This window comes from uncultured Microbacterium sp., from assembly GCF_913776565.1.
Lineage (GTDB): Bacteria > Actinomycetota > Actinomycetes > Actinomycetales > Microbacteriaceae > Microbacterium.
The window spans coordinates 1-17,857 of sequence record NZ_CAJYPF010000228.1 but is presented as its reverse complement, the minus strand read 5'-3'; the positions used below and the strand labels follow the sequence as shown (position 1 = coordinate 17,857).

The following is a 17,857-nucleotide window of genomic DNA, read 5'->3' as shown; positions in this document are numbered from 1 at the left end:
CGGGCGTGCAGTGGGGCCTGTTCGGTTCGGCCGTGCTGCAGCTGGGCACCCGTGAGCATCACGACAAGTGGCTGCCCGGCATCATGAGCCTCGAGATCCCCGGCGCGTTCGCGATGACCGAGACGGGGCACGGCTCGGACGTGTCGGCGATCGGTACGACCGCGACGTACGATCCCGCGACCGAGGAGTTCGTCATCCACACCCCCTTCCGCGGGGCGTGGAAGGACTACCTCGGCAACGCCGCCGTGCACGGCAAGGCCGCGACGGTCTTCGCCCAGCTCATCACGAACAACGTCAACCACGGCGTGCACTGCTTCTACGTTCCGCTGCGCGATGACGAGGGCAACTTCCTCCCCGGCATCGGCGGCGAGGACGACGGCCTCAAGGGCGGGCTGAACGGTATCGACAACGGCCGCCTGCACTTCGACCAGGTGCGCGTCCCCCGCACCAACCTGCTCAACCGCTACGGCGACGTCGCCGCCGACGGCACCTACTCGAGCGACATCGCCAGCCCGGGACGCCGCTTCTTCACCATGCTCGGCACGCTCGTGCAGGGCCGCGTCTCGCTCGACGGGGCGGCCGCGTGGGCGTCGGCGATCGGTCTGACCATCGCCGTGACCTACGGAAATCAGCGCCGGCAGTTCGACTCGGGCAGCGGCACTCCCGAGGTCACGCTGCTCGATTACGGCAAGCACCAGCGCCGCCTGCTCCCGCGTCTGGCGACGACCTACGCGCAGATCTTCGCGCACGACGAGTTCCTGCAGAAGTTCGACGGTGTCTTCAGCGGCCGTCTCGACACCGACGCCGACCGCGAGGACCTCGAGACCCTCGCCGCGGCCCTCAAGCCGCTGTCGACCTGGCACGCGTTGGACACCCTGCAGGAGTCGCGCGAAGCGTGCGGCGGCCAGGGCTTCCTCTTCGAGAACCGCCTGGTGGGCCTGCGCGCCGACCTCGACATCTACGTCACCTTCGAGGGCGACAACAACATCCTGCTGCAGCTCGTCGGAAAGCGACTGCTCGCCGACTACGCCCGTCAGTTCAAGGGCAAGGATGCCAAGCAGCTCGCCGCGTTCGCGGTCGGGCAGACCGCGGGCAAGCTCTTCCACGGTGCGGGCATGCGCCAGCTCGGTCAGGCCGTCACCGACTTCGGCTCCACCGCGCGCTCGGTCGAGCGCGGTCTGCGTGCCGAGCAGCAGCACGAGCTGCTCGCCGGTCGCGTGCAGCAGATGATCGCCGACATCGCGGGGCGGCTGCGTCCGGCATCCAAGCTGTCCCGAGAGGACGCGGCGGCGCTGTTCAACGAGAACCAGGCCGAGCTCATCGAGGCTGCCCGCGCCCACGGCGAGCTGCTGCAGTGGGAGGCGTTCACCGACGCCATCAACCGCATCGACGACCGCGACACGCGGAAGGTGCTCACGTGGCTGCGCGACCTGTTCGGCCTGCAGCTCATCGAGAAGCACCTCGCGTGGTACCTCATCAACGGACGCCTGTCGACGCAGCGCGGGGCGGCGGTGTCGAGTTACATCGACCGCCTGTGCCGCCGTCTGCGCCCGCACGCGCAGGACCTCGTCGACGCGTTCGGCTACGGTCCCGAGCACATCCGCGCCTCGATCGCGTCGGGCGTCGAGGACGACCGCCAGAACGAGGCCGCATCGTACTACGCCGCGCTGAAGGCGTCGGGCAACGCCCCGGTGCCCGAGAAGAAGCCCGCCAAGTAACGGCATCCGCCCCCTCGTTCAGGACGAGAGCAGGGGATGCCATCGGAACAGGCCGACCCGTCGAGGGTCGGCCTGTTCTCGTCTCACGGGGCTGCTGCCGTGACGCGTCGCGGCGCGATGTCGGAGCCCCCGCCTAGCCTGGGGGGATGAGCGACCTCGTGATCGGAGCCGACGGCGTCGCGCGCTGCGCGTGGGCGGGCGGCGACACCGAGTACCAGCGGTACCACGACGAGGAGTGGGGAACGACGCTGCGCGGCGACCGACCGCTGTTCGAGAAGATGAGTCTCGAGGGGTTCCAGGCGGGCCTGGCGTGGATCACGATCCTTCGCAAGCGCCCGCGCTTCCGCGAGGTGTTCCACGACTTCGAGCCGGCCGCGGTCGCCGCGTTCGGTCCCGACGACGTCGAACGTCTGCTGCAGGATGCCGGCATCATCCGCCACCGCGGCAAGATCGAGGCCGTGATCGGCAACGCCCGCCTCGTGGCGGACATGGCGACGGGCGAGTTCGACGCTCTGATGTGGTCGTTCGCCCCCGCCGCGCACACACCTCCGGCGTCTTTCGCCGAGGTGCCCGCCGCGACCCCCGAGTCGACGGCGATGAGCAAGGAACTGCGTCGCCGCGGGTTCCGTTTCGTCGGGCCGACCACGATGTACGCGCTGATGCAGTCCTCGGGCATGGTCGACGACCACGTCGCGGGGTGCTGGCGCGCCGCCGCGTGATGCACCGGTAGACTGGGGGTCTCGGAGCGTTTCGCTCCGGCGCGTCGTCGAACGCACCGGCCCCCTTTCGTTGGGCCTTTGACCTTCACGGCGAACGGATGCGCCACCCGGCGCCTTCGCCCATGCAGCCGCAGCATCGCGGCATCCCGAACCGCCGCGCGCGACTGCGCCGCGGCAGGAGTTTCCATGACGTCCCAGACTTTCGCCGACCTCGGCGTGCCCGCCCCCCTCATCGACGTTCTCGCCGCCCAGGGCAAGAACGAGCCCTTCCCGATTCAGGCCGACACCCTGCCCGACACCCTCGCCGGCCGCGACGTGCTCGGTCGCGGGAAGACCGGCTCGGGTAAGACCCTCGCCTTCTCGCTGCCGCTCGTCGCTCGCCTCGCGGCGAAGACCGACCGCCGTCGGGGTCGCAAGCCCCGCGCGCTCGTGCTCGCCCCCACCCGCGAGCTCGCGAACCAGATCGACGAGGTCATCAAGCCCCTCGCCGCGGCGTACCAGCTGACCACGACGACCGTCTACGGCGGCGTCAACCAGAAGCGTCAGGTCGACGCTCTCGCCGCGGGTGTCGACATCCTCGTCGCATGCCCCGGGCGCCTCGAGGACCTGATCGGTCAGGGCTTCGCGAACCTGGGCGATGTCGAGATCACGGTGCTCGACGAGGCCGACCACATGGCCGACCTCGGCTTCCTTCCCGGTGTCACGCGCCTGCTGTCGCGCACGCCCGCCGACGGTCAGCGCCTGCTGTTCTCGGCGACGCTGGACAACGGCGTCGACAAGCTGGTCAAGCGCTTTCTGCGCAACGAGGTGCTGCACTCGGTCGACGAGGCGCACTCGCACGTCGCCGCTATGACGCACCACGTGTTCGCGCCCGCCGACGCCGATGCCAAGAAGGACCTCGTGCAGACGCTCGCCTCGGGCACCGCGCGCCGCATCCTGTTCATGCGCACCAAGCACCAGGCCAAGAAGCTGGCGAAGCAGCTGACCGCCGCCGGCATCCCGTCGGTCGATCTGCACGGCAACCTGTCGCAGCCGCAGCGCGACCGCAACCTCGCCGCCTTCGGCGACGGCCGCGCCAAGGTGCTCGTCGCGACCGACGTGGCCGCCCGCGGTGTGCACGTCGACGGCGTCGAGCTGGTCGTCCACGTCGACCCGCCCGTCGAGCACAAGGCCTACCTGCACCGCTCGGGTCGTACCGCTCGCGCCGGTACCGCCGGTGACGTGGTGACGATCATGCTCCCCGAGCAGCGTCGCGACACCCTCGACATCCTGCGCAAGGCGAAGATCTCGGCCACCCCGCAGCCCGTGACGCCCACCTCGCCCGAGGTCGTCGCGCTCGTCGGCGAGGTCGCCCCCTACGTCAAGCCCGAACCCGTCGTGGTGCAGCCGCAGGGCGGCGGACGCTCGCAGGGCGCCAACGCGCAGCGCAAGCGCGCCGCGCGCACCCAGGGCCAGGATGCCGCGGTCCCCGCCGCCGGTGGCGGTCGCCGCCGTCGCGGTCGGGGTGGCAGCGGCCAGGGCACCGAGGCTTCCGCGGCCGCCGCGCACGCCCCGCAGGGCGGCCGGGGTCAGGGCCAGCGTTCGGCCGGAGCTGGTCGCGGCCAGGGCGGCGGACAGCGCGCCGGAGCCGGCGCGGGCGCGGCCCGTCCGCAGGGCGCCGGGCGCTCGGCATCCGGTACTCCGACGACCGGCATGGTCGTCGGCGGCGCCCGCAACCCGCGCACCAACCGTCGCGCCCAGGGCTGATCCCTCCGTCACGATGCCCCCGCGGATCCGTCCGCGGGGGCATCGTCGTGTGTGAACCGGCGTCGCACGCCGTGCCGAAAGACCATGGGCACAGGTGCGGATGTCCGCTGCGACGCGCCGTGCGCATGGCCGCACCGGTGGCGTGTCGGCGTCGGCGCCCGCGGTTGCGTACGGGCCGTTTCGGGGCGCTCAGCCGCGCGACGGCACCGTCGCGTCGTGCAGATGCCGTTCGCCGTGCGACAGGACCTTGACGATCACGCCGCGACGCCGCAGGTCGGCGACGGCACGATTGGCGTCCTCGCGGGTGATTCCCAGCGCGTGGATGCTCGCCACGACGAGCACGTCACCGTGGGTGAGGGTTCCGAAGAAGCGATCGAGACGGCCCACCCACCCCTCGAGGGTCTCGGGAGCGGGGTGCCGGAAGCCCTCGATCGGCACTCCGAATCGCGTCAGGTCGTCGCGCTGCTGCTTGACGGTCGGCATGTCCGGACGCGAGACCACGAGACCGACCAGGCGCGAACCGGCGGGGCGGGCGCGCCACCAGTCCCGGTCGCTCTGCAGTTCGGTGAAGCACCGCGGGCACTCGGCCGCCGCGTGCTCGATCGAGACGTGAGCGTCGTGCGCGGCACCCGCGGACGAGGGCAGCGCCGGTGTCGAATCGCTCATGGGAACCTCCGCGACCATTGTGCCTCACGGCCCTGCGAAAGCGCCCGGCCATCTCTCGCGCCCGGGCCCGCGGCTCGTCACGAGCCGCCGACCCGGGCAGGGCTCAGTGCGCCGCGTATCCGCCGTCGACCAGGTGGTAGCTGCCCGAGATGAACGAGGCGTCGTCGCTCAGCAGGAAGAGCGTGAGGGCCGCGACCTCGGTGTCGGTGCCGAGCCGACCGGTCGCGTGCTCCTTCTCGAGGTGGGTCAGCGCCTCGGGCGACAGGCTCGCGCGAACGAGCGGGGTGTCGATGAAGCCGGGGCCGACGGCGTTCGTGCGCACACCCTGGGCGGTGTACTCCAGCGCGGCGACCTTGGTGAGCCCGACCAGGGCGTGCTTCGCGGCGACATAGGCGGCGCTCTGCGCGATGCCGACGGATCCCAGGACGGATGCCATGTTCACGACCGCTCCGCCGCCGGAGGCGACGATGGCGGGCAGCTGGAACTTCAGGCCGTAGAAGACACCGTCCAGGTTGATGGCGCGCACGCGGTCCCAGGCGTCGACGTCGTAGTCGCCGATGGGTGCGGCCGGACCGCCGATGCCGGCGTTGTTGACGGCGAGGTGCAGGCCGCCGTAGGTCTGCTGCGCGAAGTCGACGGCCGCCCGGGAGTCCTCCCAGTTCGCGGTGTTCTGCACGAACGTCGCGGCGGTTCCGCCCGCCTCGGTGATCTGGCGGACGACGGAGTCGGCGGCATCCCGATCGATGTCGGTGACGACGACCGAGGCGCCCTCGGCGGCCAGTCCGCGCGCGATGGCTGCGCCGATCCCGCTGCCGGCACCGGTGACGAGCGCGACCTTGTGGGTGAACCTGCTCATGGGTGATCTTCTCTCCGGCCGTCGAGTCGCCGCGGCTCTCGCGGCGACCGCATGCACGTGAATGAAAACCCGGGCCGGTGGTGAGCTATTCCGCTCAGTCGCCCTCGCCGTCGTCGATGCGCAGCTCCAGGCTCAGCTGATCGGCGTCGAGCTCGGCCAGCGCGTGCCGGAGCGCCGCCGTGCTGTATCGACCGTCGCGCCCCACCGTGTGCAGTCGACGGCGCATCGCCTCGATCGAGGCCAGCCGCAGCTCCAGGAAGTCGCGGACGCGCGCCGACGCCTCGTCGTCGGGCGGCTGCGTGAGTCGAGCCCCCGCCCGCTCGATCAGCTCGGGGGAGAAGGACCCGCCGTCGCGACGCGTCAGCGAGCCCGCCCGGACCGCCGCGACGGCGGCATCCCGCAGTTCCGCGTCGAGAGCGCGCTGCTCCTCGCGTGTCGGCCCTTCGCCGCCCTCGCCCGCGAGGCCCGTGGCGCGAACGACGCGCGGCAGGGTGAGCCCTTGCAGCACGAGGCTGAACAACGCGACGAGGAACGCGACGAAGATCAGCAGCGGGCGCAGGGGCCCGAGGTCTTCGGGCAGTGTCTGGGCCGCGGCGAGGGTCACCACACCGCGCATGCCCGCCCACACGATCACAGCGCCGTGTCGCGCGCCGAGCGGGGTGTCGCGGTAGTAGTCGAGATCGGCCATGGTGCGGGCGATGCGCGTGCGCATCCAGCCCACTCGGCGTGCCGTGCGCGCCGGATCCGCGGCACGCGCGCCGAACTGTTCGGGAGCGTCGTGGTAGGCCCGCTCGAACCGGTCCAGGCGCTCCCGCGCTCCCGCGACGCGATCCGCGCGCAGACGCCGGCGGCTCCGCCGACCCTGCACCCAGATGAGCGCCGACACGTACAGGGCGCGCACCGCGAGCACGATGCCGAGCGCCGAGAGCGCGAGCCACGCGGCGTGCCACAGCCCCTCGTCGGCGCGGACGTTCGCGATGACGATGTCCTTCAGCTCGAGGCCGAACACCAGGAAGACGCCGCCCTCGAGGATCAATTCGACCGTGCGCCAGTTCAAGCGGTCGCTGATGCGCTGCTCGGGGGTGAAGCGCCGGGCCGCCCCCTGCCCGGTGACGATGCCCGCCACCACCGCCGCGACCAGGCCCGATCCGCCCAGGTGCTCGGTCGGCAGGTAGGCGATGAAGGGCACCGTGAAGCTCAACGCCGTGTTGGCGGCGGAGTTGGACACCCGCTCGCGCACCCGCAGGTTGACCCAGCCGACGATCGCTCCCAGAGCGAGGGCGACCACGACGGCCCAGGCGAACGAGGCCAGGGCGTCGCCGAAGGCGAATCCGGATGCCACGGCCGCCGTCGCCGTGCGCAGCAGCACCAGCGCGGTGGCGTCGTTGAGCAGGCTCTCGCCCTCGAGCAGGGTGACGACCCGGGGCGAGATGCCCAGGCGTTTCGCGATCGAGGTGGCCACGGCATCCGTCGGACTCAGGATCGCCCCCAGCGCGATGCCCAGGGCGAGGCCCAGGCCGGGGATGACGGCCCAGAAGAACAGCCCGAGGACGATCGAGCTGAATACGACGAGCAGCACCGACAGTCCCGCGATGGGGGCGAAGTCGCGGCGGAACTCCACGGCCGGCAGCTGCACCGCGGCCGAGTACAGCAGGGGCGGCAGCACGCCGACCAGGATGATCTCGGGGTTCACCGCGAACGGCGGGATGAAGGGCAGCAGGCTGACCCCGGCGCCGATCGCGAGAAGGATCAGGGGGCCGGCGATGTTGAACCGCGGTCCGATGACGGTGGCGAGGGCGACCACCACCACACCGGCGACGACGACGATGAGCGGATCGATCACCCTCCGAGGCTAGCCCTCGGGGGCCGTCAGGATTCGGCGCGCACCGCCGCCTCGACCGCACGCAGGCCTGTCAGCGTCTCGACGAAGCTCGTCGACAGCGGCGACAGGCCGATCCGCAGGCCGTGCGGGTCGCGGTAGTCGGGGATGACATCGTCGCGCCACAGCCGTGCCGTCACAGCCCGCATGGCCGGGTGCGACAGCGTCACGTGCCCGCCGCGCTCGGCCGCGTCGCGCGGCGAGGCCAGGCGTACCCCGAGAGGGCTCAGGATGCCGTCCGCCACCCGGATCGCGAAGTCGGTGAGGGCGACGGACTTCGCCCGCACCGCGGAGATCCCGGCGTCTTCGAGCAGGTCGAGGGTGTCCTGCATGGCGATCATGGCGAGCACCGGCGGTGTTCCCGACAGGAAGCGGCGCATACCGTCGGCGGGGCGATAGACCGGGCCCATCGAGAAGACGTCGGCGGCGCCCATCCATCCCTGCACGGGCTGCGTGAGCCGGTGCTGGTGCCGCGTCGCGACGTAGGCGAACGCGGGGGATCCGGGCCCGCCGTTGAGGTACTTGTACGTGCAGCCGACGGCGAGGTCGACGCCCCAGGCGTCCAGGTCCATCGGAACCGACCCCGCCGAGTGGCAGAGGTCCCACAGCACGAGAGCACCGGCTTCGTGGGCGATCGCGGTCAGCTCCGGTCCGTCCGCGAGGTAGCCGGACCGGTACGACACGTGGCTGAGCAGCACCACGGCGGTCCGCGGTCCCACGGCCGCGCGAAGCAGGTCGGCATCCACCCCTCGCGAGGAATCGACGTCGACCCAGACGACCCGCGCTCCGCGCTCGGCGGCGATGCCCTCGACCAGGTAGCGGTCGGTGGGGAAGTCGTCGCGCCCCACGACGATCTCGACCCGTTCGGGGTCGGCCGCGGATTGCGCGTCGAGTGCGGCCCGCAACAGCTTGTACAGCAGCACCGTGGTCGAGTCGCCGATGACGGTCTGACCGGATGCCGCGCCCAGCGCGATCGCTCCGATGCGGTCGCCGATCGCGAACGGCAGCTGCATCCACGCCTCGTCCCACCCTCGGATGAGGCGGCCGCCCCACTCGTCGATCACGAAGCGCGACAGCCGCTCGGCGGTGGCGCGCGGGGGACGACCGAGCGAGTTGCCGTCGAAGTACACCAGAGCGGAGTCGGCGCCGACGAACGCGTCGCGGTGCGGGGCGAGCGGGTCGGCGTCGTCGAGCGCGGCCGCTTCGGCCGCGAAGTCCCGGACGGTGTCGCGGTGGTGCGGGACCTCGAGCCGGTCGACGGATCCGAAGTCGGGGGAGGGGTCAGTCGACACGGGAGAGCTCCTCGGTGGCGACGACCGTGCCGCGGCTGAGCCACGAGGCGAGGTCGTCGGGGTCGGCGGGCATGGGGCCCGGGATGAAGGTGGACAGACCGGCGGTGGGGGCGGCGGGCCACGGGTCGCTCAGGGCGTCGATCAAGCGGTCGCCGCGGATGCCGGCCTCCTGCAGGGCGAGGAGCTCGCGACGGTTCAGGCCCACCGGGAGGTCGCCGTTGCCGAGGTCGGTGCCGTAGAGCACGCGGCCACCCCGGGCGGCGAAGGCCCGCAGGTTGGCGATGGCGCGATCGCGGGCGGCACCCCGGTGGATGTCGAGCGTCGAGATCCACGCCTGGCCCGCGGCCACCGCGCGCGCGAGCACCCGCCGCGACAGCGGGGCGTCCGAGGGGGTGTGCGCGAGCGCGTCGACACCGGCGTCGATGGCGCGCTCGACCTGGCCCGCGCCCTGCGCATGCGCGACCACCGCGAGCCCGCGGGTGCGGGCGGCGGCGACGATCGCGGCCAGGGTCGCGTCGTCGAGCACGGGTCCCGCGTCGGCGTGCAGGGCGACCTTGATGACCGAGGCCCCGGCATCCGCCTGCGCGTCCACGGCGGTGCGCGCCCCACCCGCAACGCCCGGGTGCGCCGAGGCGTCGGTCACCTCGCACACGATCGACGCGGGCGCCCACGACCGACCCGACGGATACCCGCCGGGCACGGTCAGGAAGGCGCCCGCGTACCGCAGATGAGGGATGCCGACGCCCCGCCGCGCGAGGTCGACCGGATCGCCGCCGAGGTCGACCACCGCGGCGATCCCGCGTCGCGCGAGAGACGAGCCGTCGATCAGGTGCAGGTGCACGTGGTGGTCGACGAACGGGGGCAGGGCCGTTCCGACCTCGCCGGTGAGGGCCCGCCGGACGGGCCGGGCGGCGGAGAGGGTCACGCGGACCCGATCAGATCAGCGAGAGCTCGCGGAGCTTGGCCTCGACGTCGGCGTTCGAGGGCTCGACGTGGTGGCTGGCGTCGGGGTAGACGACCACGGGGATGCTGGTGCGTCCCGAGATCTCTTTGGCGACGTCGGCGGCGGCCGGGTCGGCGACGAGGTCGACGTACTCGTAGTCGATGCCGAGCTCGTCGAGCTGCTTCTTGGTGCGGATGCAATCGCGGCACCAGTCGGCGCCGAACATACGGATCGTTGCGTCAGAGGACATGGTTTCCAGCGTACGCCGCCCCGGCCGGGCGGGCGCTGGATGCCGGGGCCCGCGATGCCGGGGCCCGCGGGCTCAGGCGGTGACTTCGTCCTCGAGGGGCTCGACGGCGCGGACGGCGCGGCCGACGCGGCTCTTCTTGGGGGCGTAGACGACGAGCGCATGGAACACGAAGCGCACCACGAACGCGGCGATGAGGGTGAGAGCGGCGGCGATCACGCTGGGCATGTGCGCCTGGCTCACGAGCACCCAGATCACGGGGATACGCACGATGGCCTCGATGCCGTTGAAGGTGAACGACTTGATGAACCGGTGGCGCATGAGTCCGGACTCTTCGCGCATGTCGGCGAAGACCAGGTACTCGAGGGCGAGGAAGTTCGCCACGATCGTGATGATGCTCGCGATGATCGCGGCGATCAGGTATTGCACGCCGAGCAGCTGCAGCCCGCCCATAATGAGCAGGTTGGCCACGGCGCCGAGGCCGCCCACGAGGGCGAACGCCGACATGCGGCCGAAGCGCAGCATAGTGAGCTGCGTGAGGAAGCGCATGCCCTGGCTGAACGAGGCCTTGGACTCGCCGGCGAAGCGGGGGGCGAACGAGAAGGGCACCTCGGCGACGCGCATCTGCTTGCGGGCGAGGATCTCGAGCAGGATCTTGAAGCCGCGCGGACGCAGCGTCTCGACCTCGAGGGAGTCGCGGTGCACCAGGAAGAACCCGGTCATCGGGTCGGAGCAGTTGTGCAGCTTCTTGGGGAACATCGCCTTGGTCAGCAGCGTCGATGCGCGCGACACGGCGGTGCGCACGGCGTTGGCGAGACCGTCCGAGGTGCCGCCGGCGATGTAGCGGGATGCCACGACCACGTCGGTGTCGCCCTCTTCGGCGCGAGCGAGCAGATCGGCGATGACCTCGGGCGGGTGCTGCAGGTCGCCGTCCATGACGACGCAGCGGTTGCTCTCGGCCGCGCGGATGCCCTCGACGACGGCACCGCCCAGACCCCCGACGGGGTTGTCGCGGTGGATGAGGCGCACGGGGATGTCGGCGGAGGCGGCGACGGCGCGGATGACGTCGGGGGTGTCGTCGGTGGAGTCGTCGACGAAGATGACCTCGACCAGGCGACCGGTCAGTGCGTCGGACGTCCGGCGGACGAGTTCGGCGACGTTCGGACCTTCGTTGAAGGTCGGAACGATGACGGAAAGGTCCATGGAATGCTCGCGTTTTCGTCGATAGCCAGAAATACACAGCGTAGACCGGCCGACGCGTGCTCGAATTGGGATTGTGGAGCAGTTACCTGGGAGCTAGCGGGTGTTCACCCCAGCGCCCGGTGGGAACCGCTCCGCGATCCGCGGAAGGACGGGGGCGGATCACCCGATCTTCGCTGCGAGCTCGTCGACGGTCGTGCCGTAGTTGATGCGGATGACGGGCAGCGCCAGTTTGTCGGTGCCGATGCGCACGTATCCGGGTTCAATGGTACGTCCTAGTTCGAATCCCGCCTGACGCACGCCCTCTTTCGTCGTCTCGTCGTAGTGGCCGAACGGGTAGGCGACGACCTCTTTCGCCCCCAGGATCTGCGCCGACTGCTCGAGGTCGGCGGCGATCGTGGCGGCGTCGTCGTTGACCATCCGACCCTTGCCGTTCGGGCCCGCGCGGTGCATGTCATGGGTGTGCGATCGCTGCAGGACGAAGGGGTTCGGGGTCGGCTCGGTGCGGGCCGAGGTGATGACGAAGGACGTCGTCATCAGCTGGCGTTGCGCCACGATCGGGGCGGCCCACTGCAGCCAGGTGGAGTCGGCATCGTCATCGGTGATGACGACGGAGTGCTTGGGGAGGAAGAGGGCGCCGTCGATGAAGGCGCTGATCTCGTCCCAGGTCGGCTGGTAGAAGGCCCCCTGCTGGATGTGCGCCATCTGCGCGTCGAAGTCCGGCACGTACACGTAGTTGCCGTGCAGCCAGGTGTCCTCGCCCTCGGGCTTCTGCGTGAACTGGTGGTACATGAGGATCGGGATGCCGGCATCCTCGGCCGCATTGCGTTCGGGCGTCGTCCACCCCGCGTGCAGTACGCGCTCGTGCGCGGTGCACGAGACGAGGTCGGCGCCGTTGAGTCGGGCGGCGGTGGTCAGGACGCCGGCGTCCGCGGCGGTGTCGTACCACCCGGCGAAGACGCGCCCCGCGGCGCGCGGAATCGGCAGCGACTGGTAGCGGGAGCCCTCCGACTCGAGCTGGGGGTCGAGGGCGATCCCGTCGCCCGCGAACGACACCGCGCACGCGTACGGGTCGGTCGCGCCGGCCAGCAGCTTCTGCGCGGGTGTCAGCGGCGTCGGCGTCGGCGTCGCGCTCGGCGTGGCCGGGGCCGCGACGTCGGGCGTGGGCGCCTCGGGGCGGGTCAGGGCGAACGCCGTCACGGCTCCCGCGATGAGGGCCACGGCGAGCGCCGCGACCAGGGTGCGACGCGCGCGGACGCGTCGGGAGGCGCGCCGACGGCGCTGGGCTCGGGTGGTCGTCATGCTGCCTCGGGTTCGGGTGGCGAGTGCCGCGATCCTATCCAGGCCGGAGAACGCAATCGTGAACCGGGGTGCGCGGGTCGCGGATGAGGACTGTCGCCAAGATGGAGGCATGATCCGCATCGGCATCGTCGGCACCAGTTCCATCTCCGCGCGTCTGACCGAGGCCGTCGCCGCGGTCGACGGCGTCGAGGTCTCGCGGGTCGCCTCTCGCGATCCCGCTCGCGCCCGGGCGTTCGCGGACGAGATCGGCGCGCCGGGGACCGCGGTCGGCCTGAGCGCCCTGCTCGCCGCCGAGGACGTCGACGCGGTGTACCTCGCCAGCCCCAACTCCGCGCACCGCGCGCAGATCGACGAGGCGGTGGATGCCGGCATCCCGGTCCTCGTCGAGAAGCCCGCGGTGCTGTCGAGCGGGGACTGGGATGCCGCGGTCGCTCGCGCCCGCCGGCGTGGCGTCGTGCTGCTCGAGGCGATGCGCACCGCCTACGATCCCGGCCTCGAGGCGGTGCGGACGCTGCTGCCGCGGCTCGGGACGATCCGTCGTGTCGCGCTGCGGTACGAGAAGCGCTCGGCCCGGTACGACCACGTGCTCGCCGGCGAGCAGACCAACATCTTCGATCCGGCGCTCGGCGGCAGTGCCCTTCGCGATCTGGGGGTGTATCCGCTGCACGCGCTGGTGCGGCTGTTCGGCGTCCCGCGGAGCCTTCGCGGCGTCCGCGTGGGGATCTCCTCGGACACCGACGGGGCGGGCAGCGCGCTCGCCGCCTACGACGGTTTCGTCGCCGATGTGGCGTGGTCGAAGATCACCGACACGGGACTGCCGAGCGAGATCCAGGGCGAGGACGCAACGCTCGGGATCGACGCGATCGACGCCCCGCGCCGGCTCGTGCTCACGCCGCGAGGGGGCGCGCCCGAGGTGACACTCGTCGATGCGCCGTCGAACCCGATGGTGGGCGAGGTCGCGTTCTTCCGCGACGCGGTCGCGGGGCGCGACATCGCGGCGGACCAGGAGGCGACGTCGCGGACGCTGCGACTCGTCGACGCCCTGCTCGACCTGCCCCTTTCGTAAGGTTCACCCGGTGTTTCCCCCGCGGCGGGAGGATGGGGTCATGCAGCCTCGGACCGCGCCGCGCGCGGGGACGCCCGGCGAGGTCTTCCTCGCGTTCCTGCGTCTGGGGGTGACGTCGTTCGGGGGTCCGATCGCGCACCTCGGCTACTTCCGTGACGATCTCGTCGTGCGCCGGAAGTGGATGGACGACCGGGCCTACGCCGATCTCGTGGCGCTGTGCCAGTTCCTGCCCGGTCCCGCGTCGAGCCAGGTGGGGTTCGCGATGGGCCTGCAGCGCGCCGGGGCGCTCGGGGCGCTCGCGGCGTTCGCCGCGTTCACCCTGCCGTCCGCGATCCTGCTGGTCGCGTTCGCTGCGGGTGCCGCGCTCGTCGCCGGTCCGATCGGTGTCGGAGTGTTGGCGGGGCTCAAGATCATCGCCGTCGCGATCGTGGCGCACGCGGTCCAGGGCATGGCCCGGACGCTGACGCCGGACGCGCGTCGCGCCGGGATCGCCGTGGTGGCGCTGGCGATGGCCCTGCTGCTGCCCGCGGCGCCGGGGCAGCTCGGGGCGCTGGCCGTCGGCATCCTGGCGGGGGTTCTGCTGCTGCGCGGGGTCGAGGAGGCGTCGCCGACGGCCCTGCCCTCCTTCGGCGTCCGGCGCGGCGTCGCGATCGCCTGCCTGGTGCTGTTCGTCGCCCTGCTCGTGGTGCTGCCGGTTCTCGCGGCGACGACCGGATCGGGTGCCCTGGCCCTGACGGATGCGTTCTTCCGCGCGGGCGCGCTGGTGTTCGGCGGCGGTCACGTCGTGCTGCCGCTGCTGCAGGCGGGGGTCGTCGAGACCGGGTGGGTCTCGCCCGAGGCGTTCCTCAGCGGCTACGGTGCGGCGCAGGCGGTACCGGGACCCCTGTTCACCTTCTCGGCCTACCTCGGCGCGGTGTCGGACGTCGGGCCCGGGGGCGTGGTCGGCGCGGGCCTCGCGCTGGCGGCGATCTTCGCGCCCGGCTTCCTCGTGCTGGTCGGCGTGCTGCCGTTCTGGGACGCCGTGCGCGAACGTCCTCGGGTGCGCGCGGCGATGCGCGGCGCGAACGCGGCGGTCGTCGGCATCCTGGGCGCCGCGCTGTACACCCCCGTCTTCACCACCGCGATCACGGGGCCGGGTCCCCTGCTGCTCGCGGCCCTCGGCTTCGTGCTGCTGACGGCGTTCAAGGCCCCCGCGTGGGCGGTCGTGATCCTGGGCGCCGCGGGCGGAGTCGTGCTCGCCGTGACCTGAGCGCCCACCGAGAGCCGGTGTCGCCACGGGTGACACCGCGTCCCACCGGTGCCAGGATGAGCGCACGGCGATGACGCCGCCCGCGTTTTCGAGGGAGAGAACCCGTGTTTCAGAGCCCGTACCCGAGCATCGAGATCCCCGACCAGAGCATCTACGACTATCTCTTCGCCTCGCTCGACGAGGCCGACCTCGACCGTGTCGCCCTGGTCGACCCCTCCGGCGGCGCCGAGACGACCTATCGCGCACTGCGCGCCCAGGTCGACGCGTTCGCCGGCGCGCTCGCCGCGCGCGAGGTGGGGGTCGGCTCGGTCGTGGCCATGCTGTGCCCCAACGTCCCCGCCTTCGCCACGGTGTTCCACGGCATCCTGCGCGCCGGGGCGACGATCACGACGATCAACTCGCTCTACACCGCGCACGAGATCGAGAACCAGTTGAGGGATGCCGCCGCCACCTGGCTCGTGACCGTCTCGCCCCTGCTGCCCCAGGCCTCCGCCGCGGCCCGGGCGATCGGCATCCCGGACGATCAGGTCATCGTGCTCGACGGCGCCGAGGGTCATCCCGATCTGCGCGCGCTGCTCGGCGAGGGGCGCACGCCGCCCGCGGTGTCGCTCGATCCGGCCACCCACGTCGCCGTGCTGCCGTACTCGTCGGGGACGACGGGCGTGCCCAAGGGCGTGATGCTGTCGCACCGCAATCTCGTCGCCAACGTGCACCAGTGCCGACCGATCATCGAGATCACCCCCGACGACCGCGTCCTCGCGGTGCTGCCGTTCTTCCACATCTACGGCATGACGGTGCTGCTCAACCTCGCGCTGCGCCAGCGCGCGACGCTCGTGACTATGCCGCGGTTCGACCTGATGGAGTTCCTGCGCGTCGTGCAGGACCACCGCTGCACATTCCTCTTCATCGCACCGCCGATCGCGGTCGCGCTCGCCAAGCACCCCGCGGTCGATCAGTTCGACCTCTCGAGCGTGCACAGCGTGTTCTCCGGCGCGGCCCCGCTCGACGGCGAGACGGCCGAGACCGCGGGTCGGCGCATCGGGGCGCGGTTCTACCAGGGGTACGGCATGAGCGAACTCAGCCCCGTGTCGCACGCCATCCCCGCCGACTCCGGCTTCCCGGTCAGCTCGGTGGGCGTGCTCATCCCCGGCTGCGACGCCAAGCTCGTCGACCCCGAGACCGGTGCGGAGCTCGAGGAGCACGGCGATGACGGCCTCACCGCGCCGGGCGAGATCTGGGTGCGCGGACCCAACGTCATGCTCGGCTACCTCAACCGCCCCGACGCCACCGCCGAGACGCTCGACGCCGACGGCTTCCTGCACACCGGCGACATCGGCGTGCACCACGTCGACGGCTACTTCACGATCGTCGACCGGCTCAAGGAACTGATCAAGTACCACGGGTACCAGATCGCCCCCGCCGAGCTCGAGGCCCTGCTGCTGTCGCACCCGAAGGTCCAGGATGCCGCGGTCATCGGCGTGCGCGGAGACGACGGCGAGGAGATCCCCAAGGCGTTCGTCGTGGCCGCGCCCGACGCCGGCCTCACGGCCGAGGACGTCATGGCCTTCGTCGCCGGCCACGTCGCCCCGCACAAGAAGGTGCGGCGCGTGGAGTTCATCGACGTCGTGCCGAAGTCGGCGTCGGGGAAGATCCTGCGCAAGGACCTGCGGGCGCGCGAGTCCGTCTGAGGACCCCGGGGGGCGGGGTGTCGTGACAGCCCGCCCTTCGGCGTCTCAGCATCCCCCTCGTCCCACTTTTGGCGGTGTGTGTCCCACTTCTGGTCGGTTGGAGCCCTGCCGATCGACCAAAAGTGGGACAAGGGTTTGAGCGTGCGTCCGGGCATCCCCCCCGTCCCACATTTGGCGGTGTATGTCCCACTTCTGGTCGGTTGGAGCCCTGTCGGCCGACCAAAAGTGGGACATGGATGCCGGATGCGTGCTCAGGGGGTGAGTAGGGCGCCGGTCTGCGCAGCCGCCTCGTCGGCGGCGGTCTCCTCGTCCTTCTTGGTGCGGCGCTCGTCGGCGGCCTCTTGCAGCGCCGACTTGGCGCGCAGCGGCGGCGTGCGGAAGAACAGCGCCAGCACGAAGGCGAGCAGCACCACGCCCATCGCCGTCCAGTACACCGTCGTCGCGGACGAGTTGAAGCCCACGAGGAACGGCTTGGTCAGTCGGGCGTCGGCGCCGACCAGGAACGAGGTGTCGTCGAGCGTCGAACCGCCCACCGCGGTGCCGCCGTCGCCCGCGGTGAAGCGGTCCTCGAGGGTGGTGGCGACCTGGTCGACGAACGCGGCGCGGTCACCGGCGTTCGAGAAGTCCAGGCTCACGGATCCGTCCGAGCCGACGCGCGCGACGGGGACCTGCTGCTGGATCTGCGCGGCCGCCGCGGACGTCGCCTGCTCGATCGCGGCCTCGGTCGCCCGAGCCTGCGCGGCGGCGGGGAGCTGCCCGGCGGCGACCTGCGCGGCCACGGCCTGGGTCGCGGCATCCCGAGCCTGCTGCACACCCTGCTGGACCTGCTGGGTCACCGCGTCCTCGGTCTGCGTCACGATCGGGGTGTAGATGGCGTCCATGATCTTCTGGTTCGCGGGGGCCGACGAGACGGTCGGGTCGAACGCCGCGTCGAGGGCATCGGTGAGGGTGCCGCGGTCCGAGAACGAGCCGATGATGTTCGAAGGCATCAGGGTGAACAGCAGCGACAGCAGCACCGCGGTGCCGAGCGTTCCGCCGATCTGACGGAAGAACGTCGACCCGCTCGTGGCCACGCCCATGTCGCGCACGCCCACGGAGTTCTGGCTCGCGATCGTCAGGGTCTGCATGAGCTGGCCGAGGCCCAGCCCGATCACGAGCATGGCGATCGCGACGTGCCAGTAGGGGCTGTCGTACTGCAGGAAGGTCAGCAGGAAGAAGCCCAGCGACATCAGCGCGGTGCCCAGGATCGGGAACATCCGATAGCGGCCGGTGCGCGCGATGATCTG

At 71.6% G+C, this 17,857-nt stretch carries 14 protein-coding genes and 1 pseudogene; 6 read left to right on the top strand and 9 right to left on the bottom strand.

The annotated features are described in order from the left end of the window. The 3 genes from QZ433_RS12845 to QZ433_RS12835 form a co-directional block, all read left to right on the top strand. Positions 1–1,718 (top strand): acyl-CoA dehydrogenase (locus QZ433_RS12845; RefSeq protein ID WP_295784173.1); only part of this gene is annotated, 1,718 nt, incomplete at its 5' end. A 146-nt stretch (positions 1,719–1,864) separates the two neighbouring features. Further along, positions 1,865–2,437 (top strand): DNA-3-methyladenine glycosylase I, encoded by a 573-nt coding sequence (locus QZ433_RS12840; protein WP_295784170.1) that lies wholly within the window; start codon positions 1,865–1,867, stop codon positions 2,435–2,437. Between the two features lie 186 nt (positions 2,438–2,623). Next, complete coding sequence (locus QZ433_RS12835; RefSeq protein WP_295784169.1) at positions 2,624–4,183, top strand: DEAD/DEAH box helicase; 1,560 nt, start codon at positions 2,624–2,626, stop codon at positions 4,181–4,183. A gap of 189 nt (positions 4,184–4,372) precedes the next feature. Here the strand turns inward: QZ433_RS12835 and QZ433_RS12830 are convergent, their stop codons facing one another. The 8 genes from QZ433_RS12830 to QZ433_RS12795 all read right to left on the bottom strand — a co-directional run bounded on the left by QZ433_RS12830 (position 4,373) and on the right by QZ433_RS12795 (position 12,568). Next, on the bottom strand, positions 4,373–4,849 hold the full coding sequence (locus tag QZ433_RS12830) for a dehydrogenase (protein ID WP_295784166.1): 477 nt from the start codon (positions 4,847–4,849) through the stop codon (positions 4,373–4,375). A 103-nt stretch (positions 4,850–4,952) separates the two neighbouring features. Continuing rightward, a complete protein-coding gene (locus QZ433_RS12825; RefSeq protein ID WP_295784163.1) occupies positions 4,953–5,705 on the bottom strand; it encodes an SDR family NAD(P)-dependent oxidoreductase in 753 nt (250 codons plus the stop codon). Between the two features lie 94 nt (positions 5,706–5,799). Then, entirely contained in the window at positions 5,800–7,548 is a 1,749-nt protein-coding gene (locus QZ433_RS12820) for a sodium:proton antiporter (protein ID WP_295784161.1), read from the bottom strand. Between the two features lie 26 nt (positions 7,549–7,574). After that, complete coding sequence (locus tag QZ433_RS12815) at positions 7,575–8,876, bottom strand: aminotransferase class V-fold PLP-dependent enzyme (protein ID WP_295784158.1); 1,302 nt, start codon at positions 8,874–8,876, stop codon at positions 7,575–7,577. Then, complete coding sequence (locus QZ433_RS12810; RefSeq protein ID WP_295784155.1) at positions 8,866–9,801, bottom strand: hypothetical protein; 936 nt, start codon at positions 9,799–9,801, stop codon at positions 8,866–8,868. The genes QZ433_RS12815 and QZ433_RS12810 overlap by 11 nt, the downstream gene beginning before the upstream one ends. A 10-nt stretch (positions 9,802–9,811) precedes the next feature. Next, complete coding sequence (locus QZ433_RS12805; protein ID WP_295784151.1) at positions 9,812–10,069, bottom strand: glutaredoxin domain-containing protein; 258 nt, start codon at positions 10,067–10,069, stop codon at positions 9,812–9,814. Between the two features lie 72 nt (positions 10,070–10,141). Continuing rightward, entirely contained in the window at positions 10,142–11,269 is a 1,128-nt protein-coding gene (locus QZ433_RS12800; protein WP_295784148.1) for a glycosyltransferase, read from the bottom strand. A gap of 159 nt (positions 11,270–11,428) precedes the next feature. Continuing rightward, on the bottom strand, positions 11,429–12,568 hold the full coding sequence (locus QZ433_RS12795) for a polysaccharide deacetylase family protein (RefSeq protein ID WP_295784146.1): 1,140 nt from the start codon (positions 12,566–12,568) through the stop codon (positions 11,429–11,431). Between the two features lie 109 nt (positions 12,569–12,677). Here QZ433_RS12795 and QZ433_RS12790 point away from each other — a divergent pair, with 109 nt between their 5' ends. The 3 genes from QZ433_RS12790 to QZ433_RS12780 all read left to right on the top strand — a co-directional run bounded on the left by QZ433_RS12790 (position 12,678) and on the right by QZ433_RS12780 (position 16,571). Beyond that, the gene (locus tag QZ433_RS12790; protein WP_295784143.1) at positions 12,678–13,634 is read left to right on the top strand and encodes a Gfo/Idh/MocA family oxidoreductase; all 957 of its coding nucleotides are present in this window, start codon (positions 12,678–12,680) and stop codon (positions 13,632–13,634) included. 40 nt (positions 13,635–13,674) lie between these two features. Beyond that, positions 13,675–14,883, top strand: coding sequence for a chromate efflux transporter (chrA, locus tag QZ433_RS12785; protein WP_295784140.1), 1,209 nt, complete (start codon positions 13,675–13,677; stop codon positions 14,881–14,883). A 104-nt stretch (positions 14,884–14,987) separates the two neighbouring features. Beyond that, positions 14,988–16,571 carry an AMP-binding protein gene (locus QZ433_RS12780; protein ID WP_295784138.1) on the top strand — a complete coding sequence of 528 codons (1,584 nt, stop codon included), beginning with the start codon at positions 14,988–14,990 and terminating at the stop codon, positions 16,569–16,571. A 251-nt stretch (positions 16,572–16,822) separates the two neighbouring features. Here the strand turns inward: QZ433_RS12780 and QZ433_RS12775 are convergent. Then, positions 16,823–17,857, bottom strand: a pseudogene (locus tag QZ433_RS12775) (MFS transporter); the annotation flags it as partial.

What these genes read in the sequence shown, in the direction of transcription:
- QZ433_RS12840 (WP_295784170.1), top strand. Translation starts at nt 1,865, where the DNA reads ATGAGCGACCTCGTGATCGGAGCCGACGGCGTCGCGCGCTGCGCGTGG.
- QZ433_RS12835 (WP_295784169.1), top strand. Translation starts at nt 2,624, where the DNA reads ATGACGTCCCAGACTTTCGCCGACCTCGGCGTGCCCGCCCCCCTCATC.
- QZ433_RS12830 (WP_295784166.1), bottom strand. Translation starts at nt 4,849, where the DNA reads ATGAGCGATTCGACACCGGCGCTGCCCTCGTCCGCGGGTGCCGCGCAC.
- QZ433_RS12825 (WP_295784163.1), bottom strand. Translation starts at nt 5,705, where the DNA reads ATGAGCAGGTTCACCCACAAGGTCGCGCTCGTCACCGGTGCCGGCAGC.
- QZ433_RS12805 (WP_295784151.1), bottom strand. Translation starts at nt 10,069, where the DNA reads ATGTCCTCTGACGCAACGATCCGTATGTTCGGCGCCGACTGGTGCCGC.
- QZ433_RS12800 (WP_295784148.1), bottom strand. Translation starts at nt 11,269, where the DNA reads ATGGACCTTTCCGTCATCGTTCCGACCTTCAACGAAGGTCCGAACGTC.
- QZ433_RS12795 (WP_295784146.1), bottom strand. Translation starts at nt 12,568, where the DNA reads ATGACGACCACCCGAGCCCAGCGCCGTCGGCGCGCCTCCCGACGCGTC.
- QZ433_RS12790 (WP_295784143.1), top strand. Translation starts at nt 12,678, where the DNA reads ATGATCCGCATCGGCATCGTCGGCACCAGTTCCATCTCCGCGCGTCTG.
- chrA (WP_295784140.1), top strand. Translation starts at nt 13,675, where the DNA reads ATGCAGCCTCGGACCGCGCCGCGCGCGGGGACGCCCGGCGAGGTCTTC.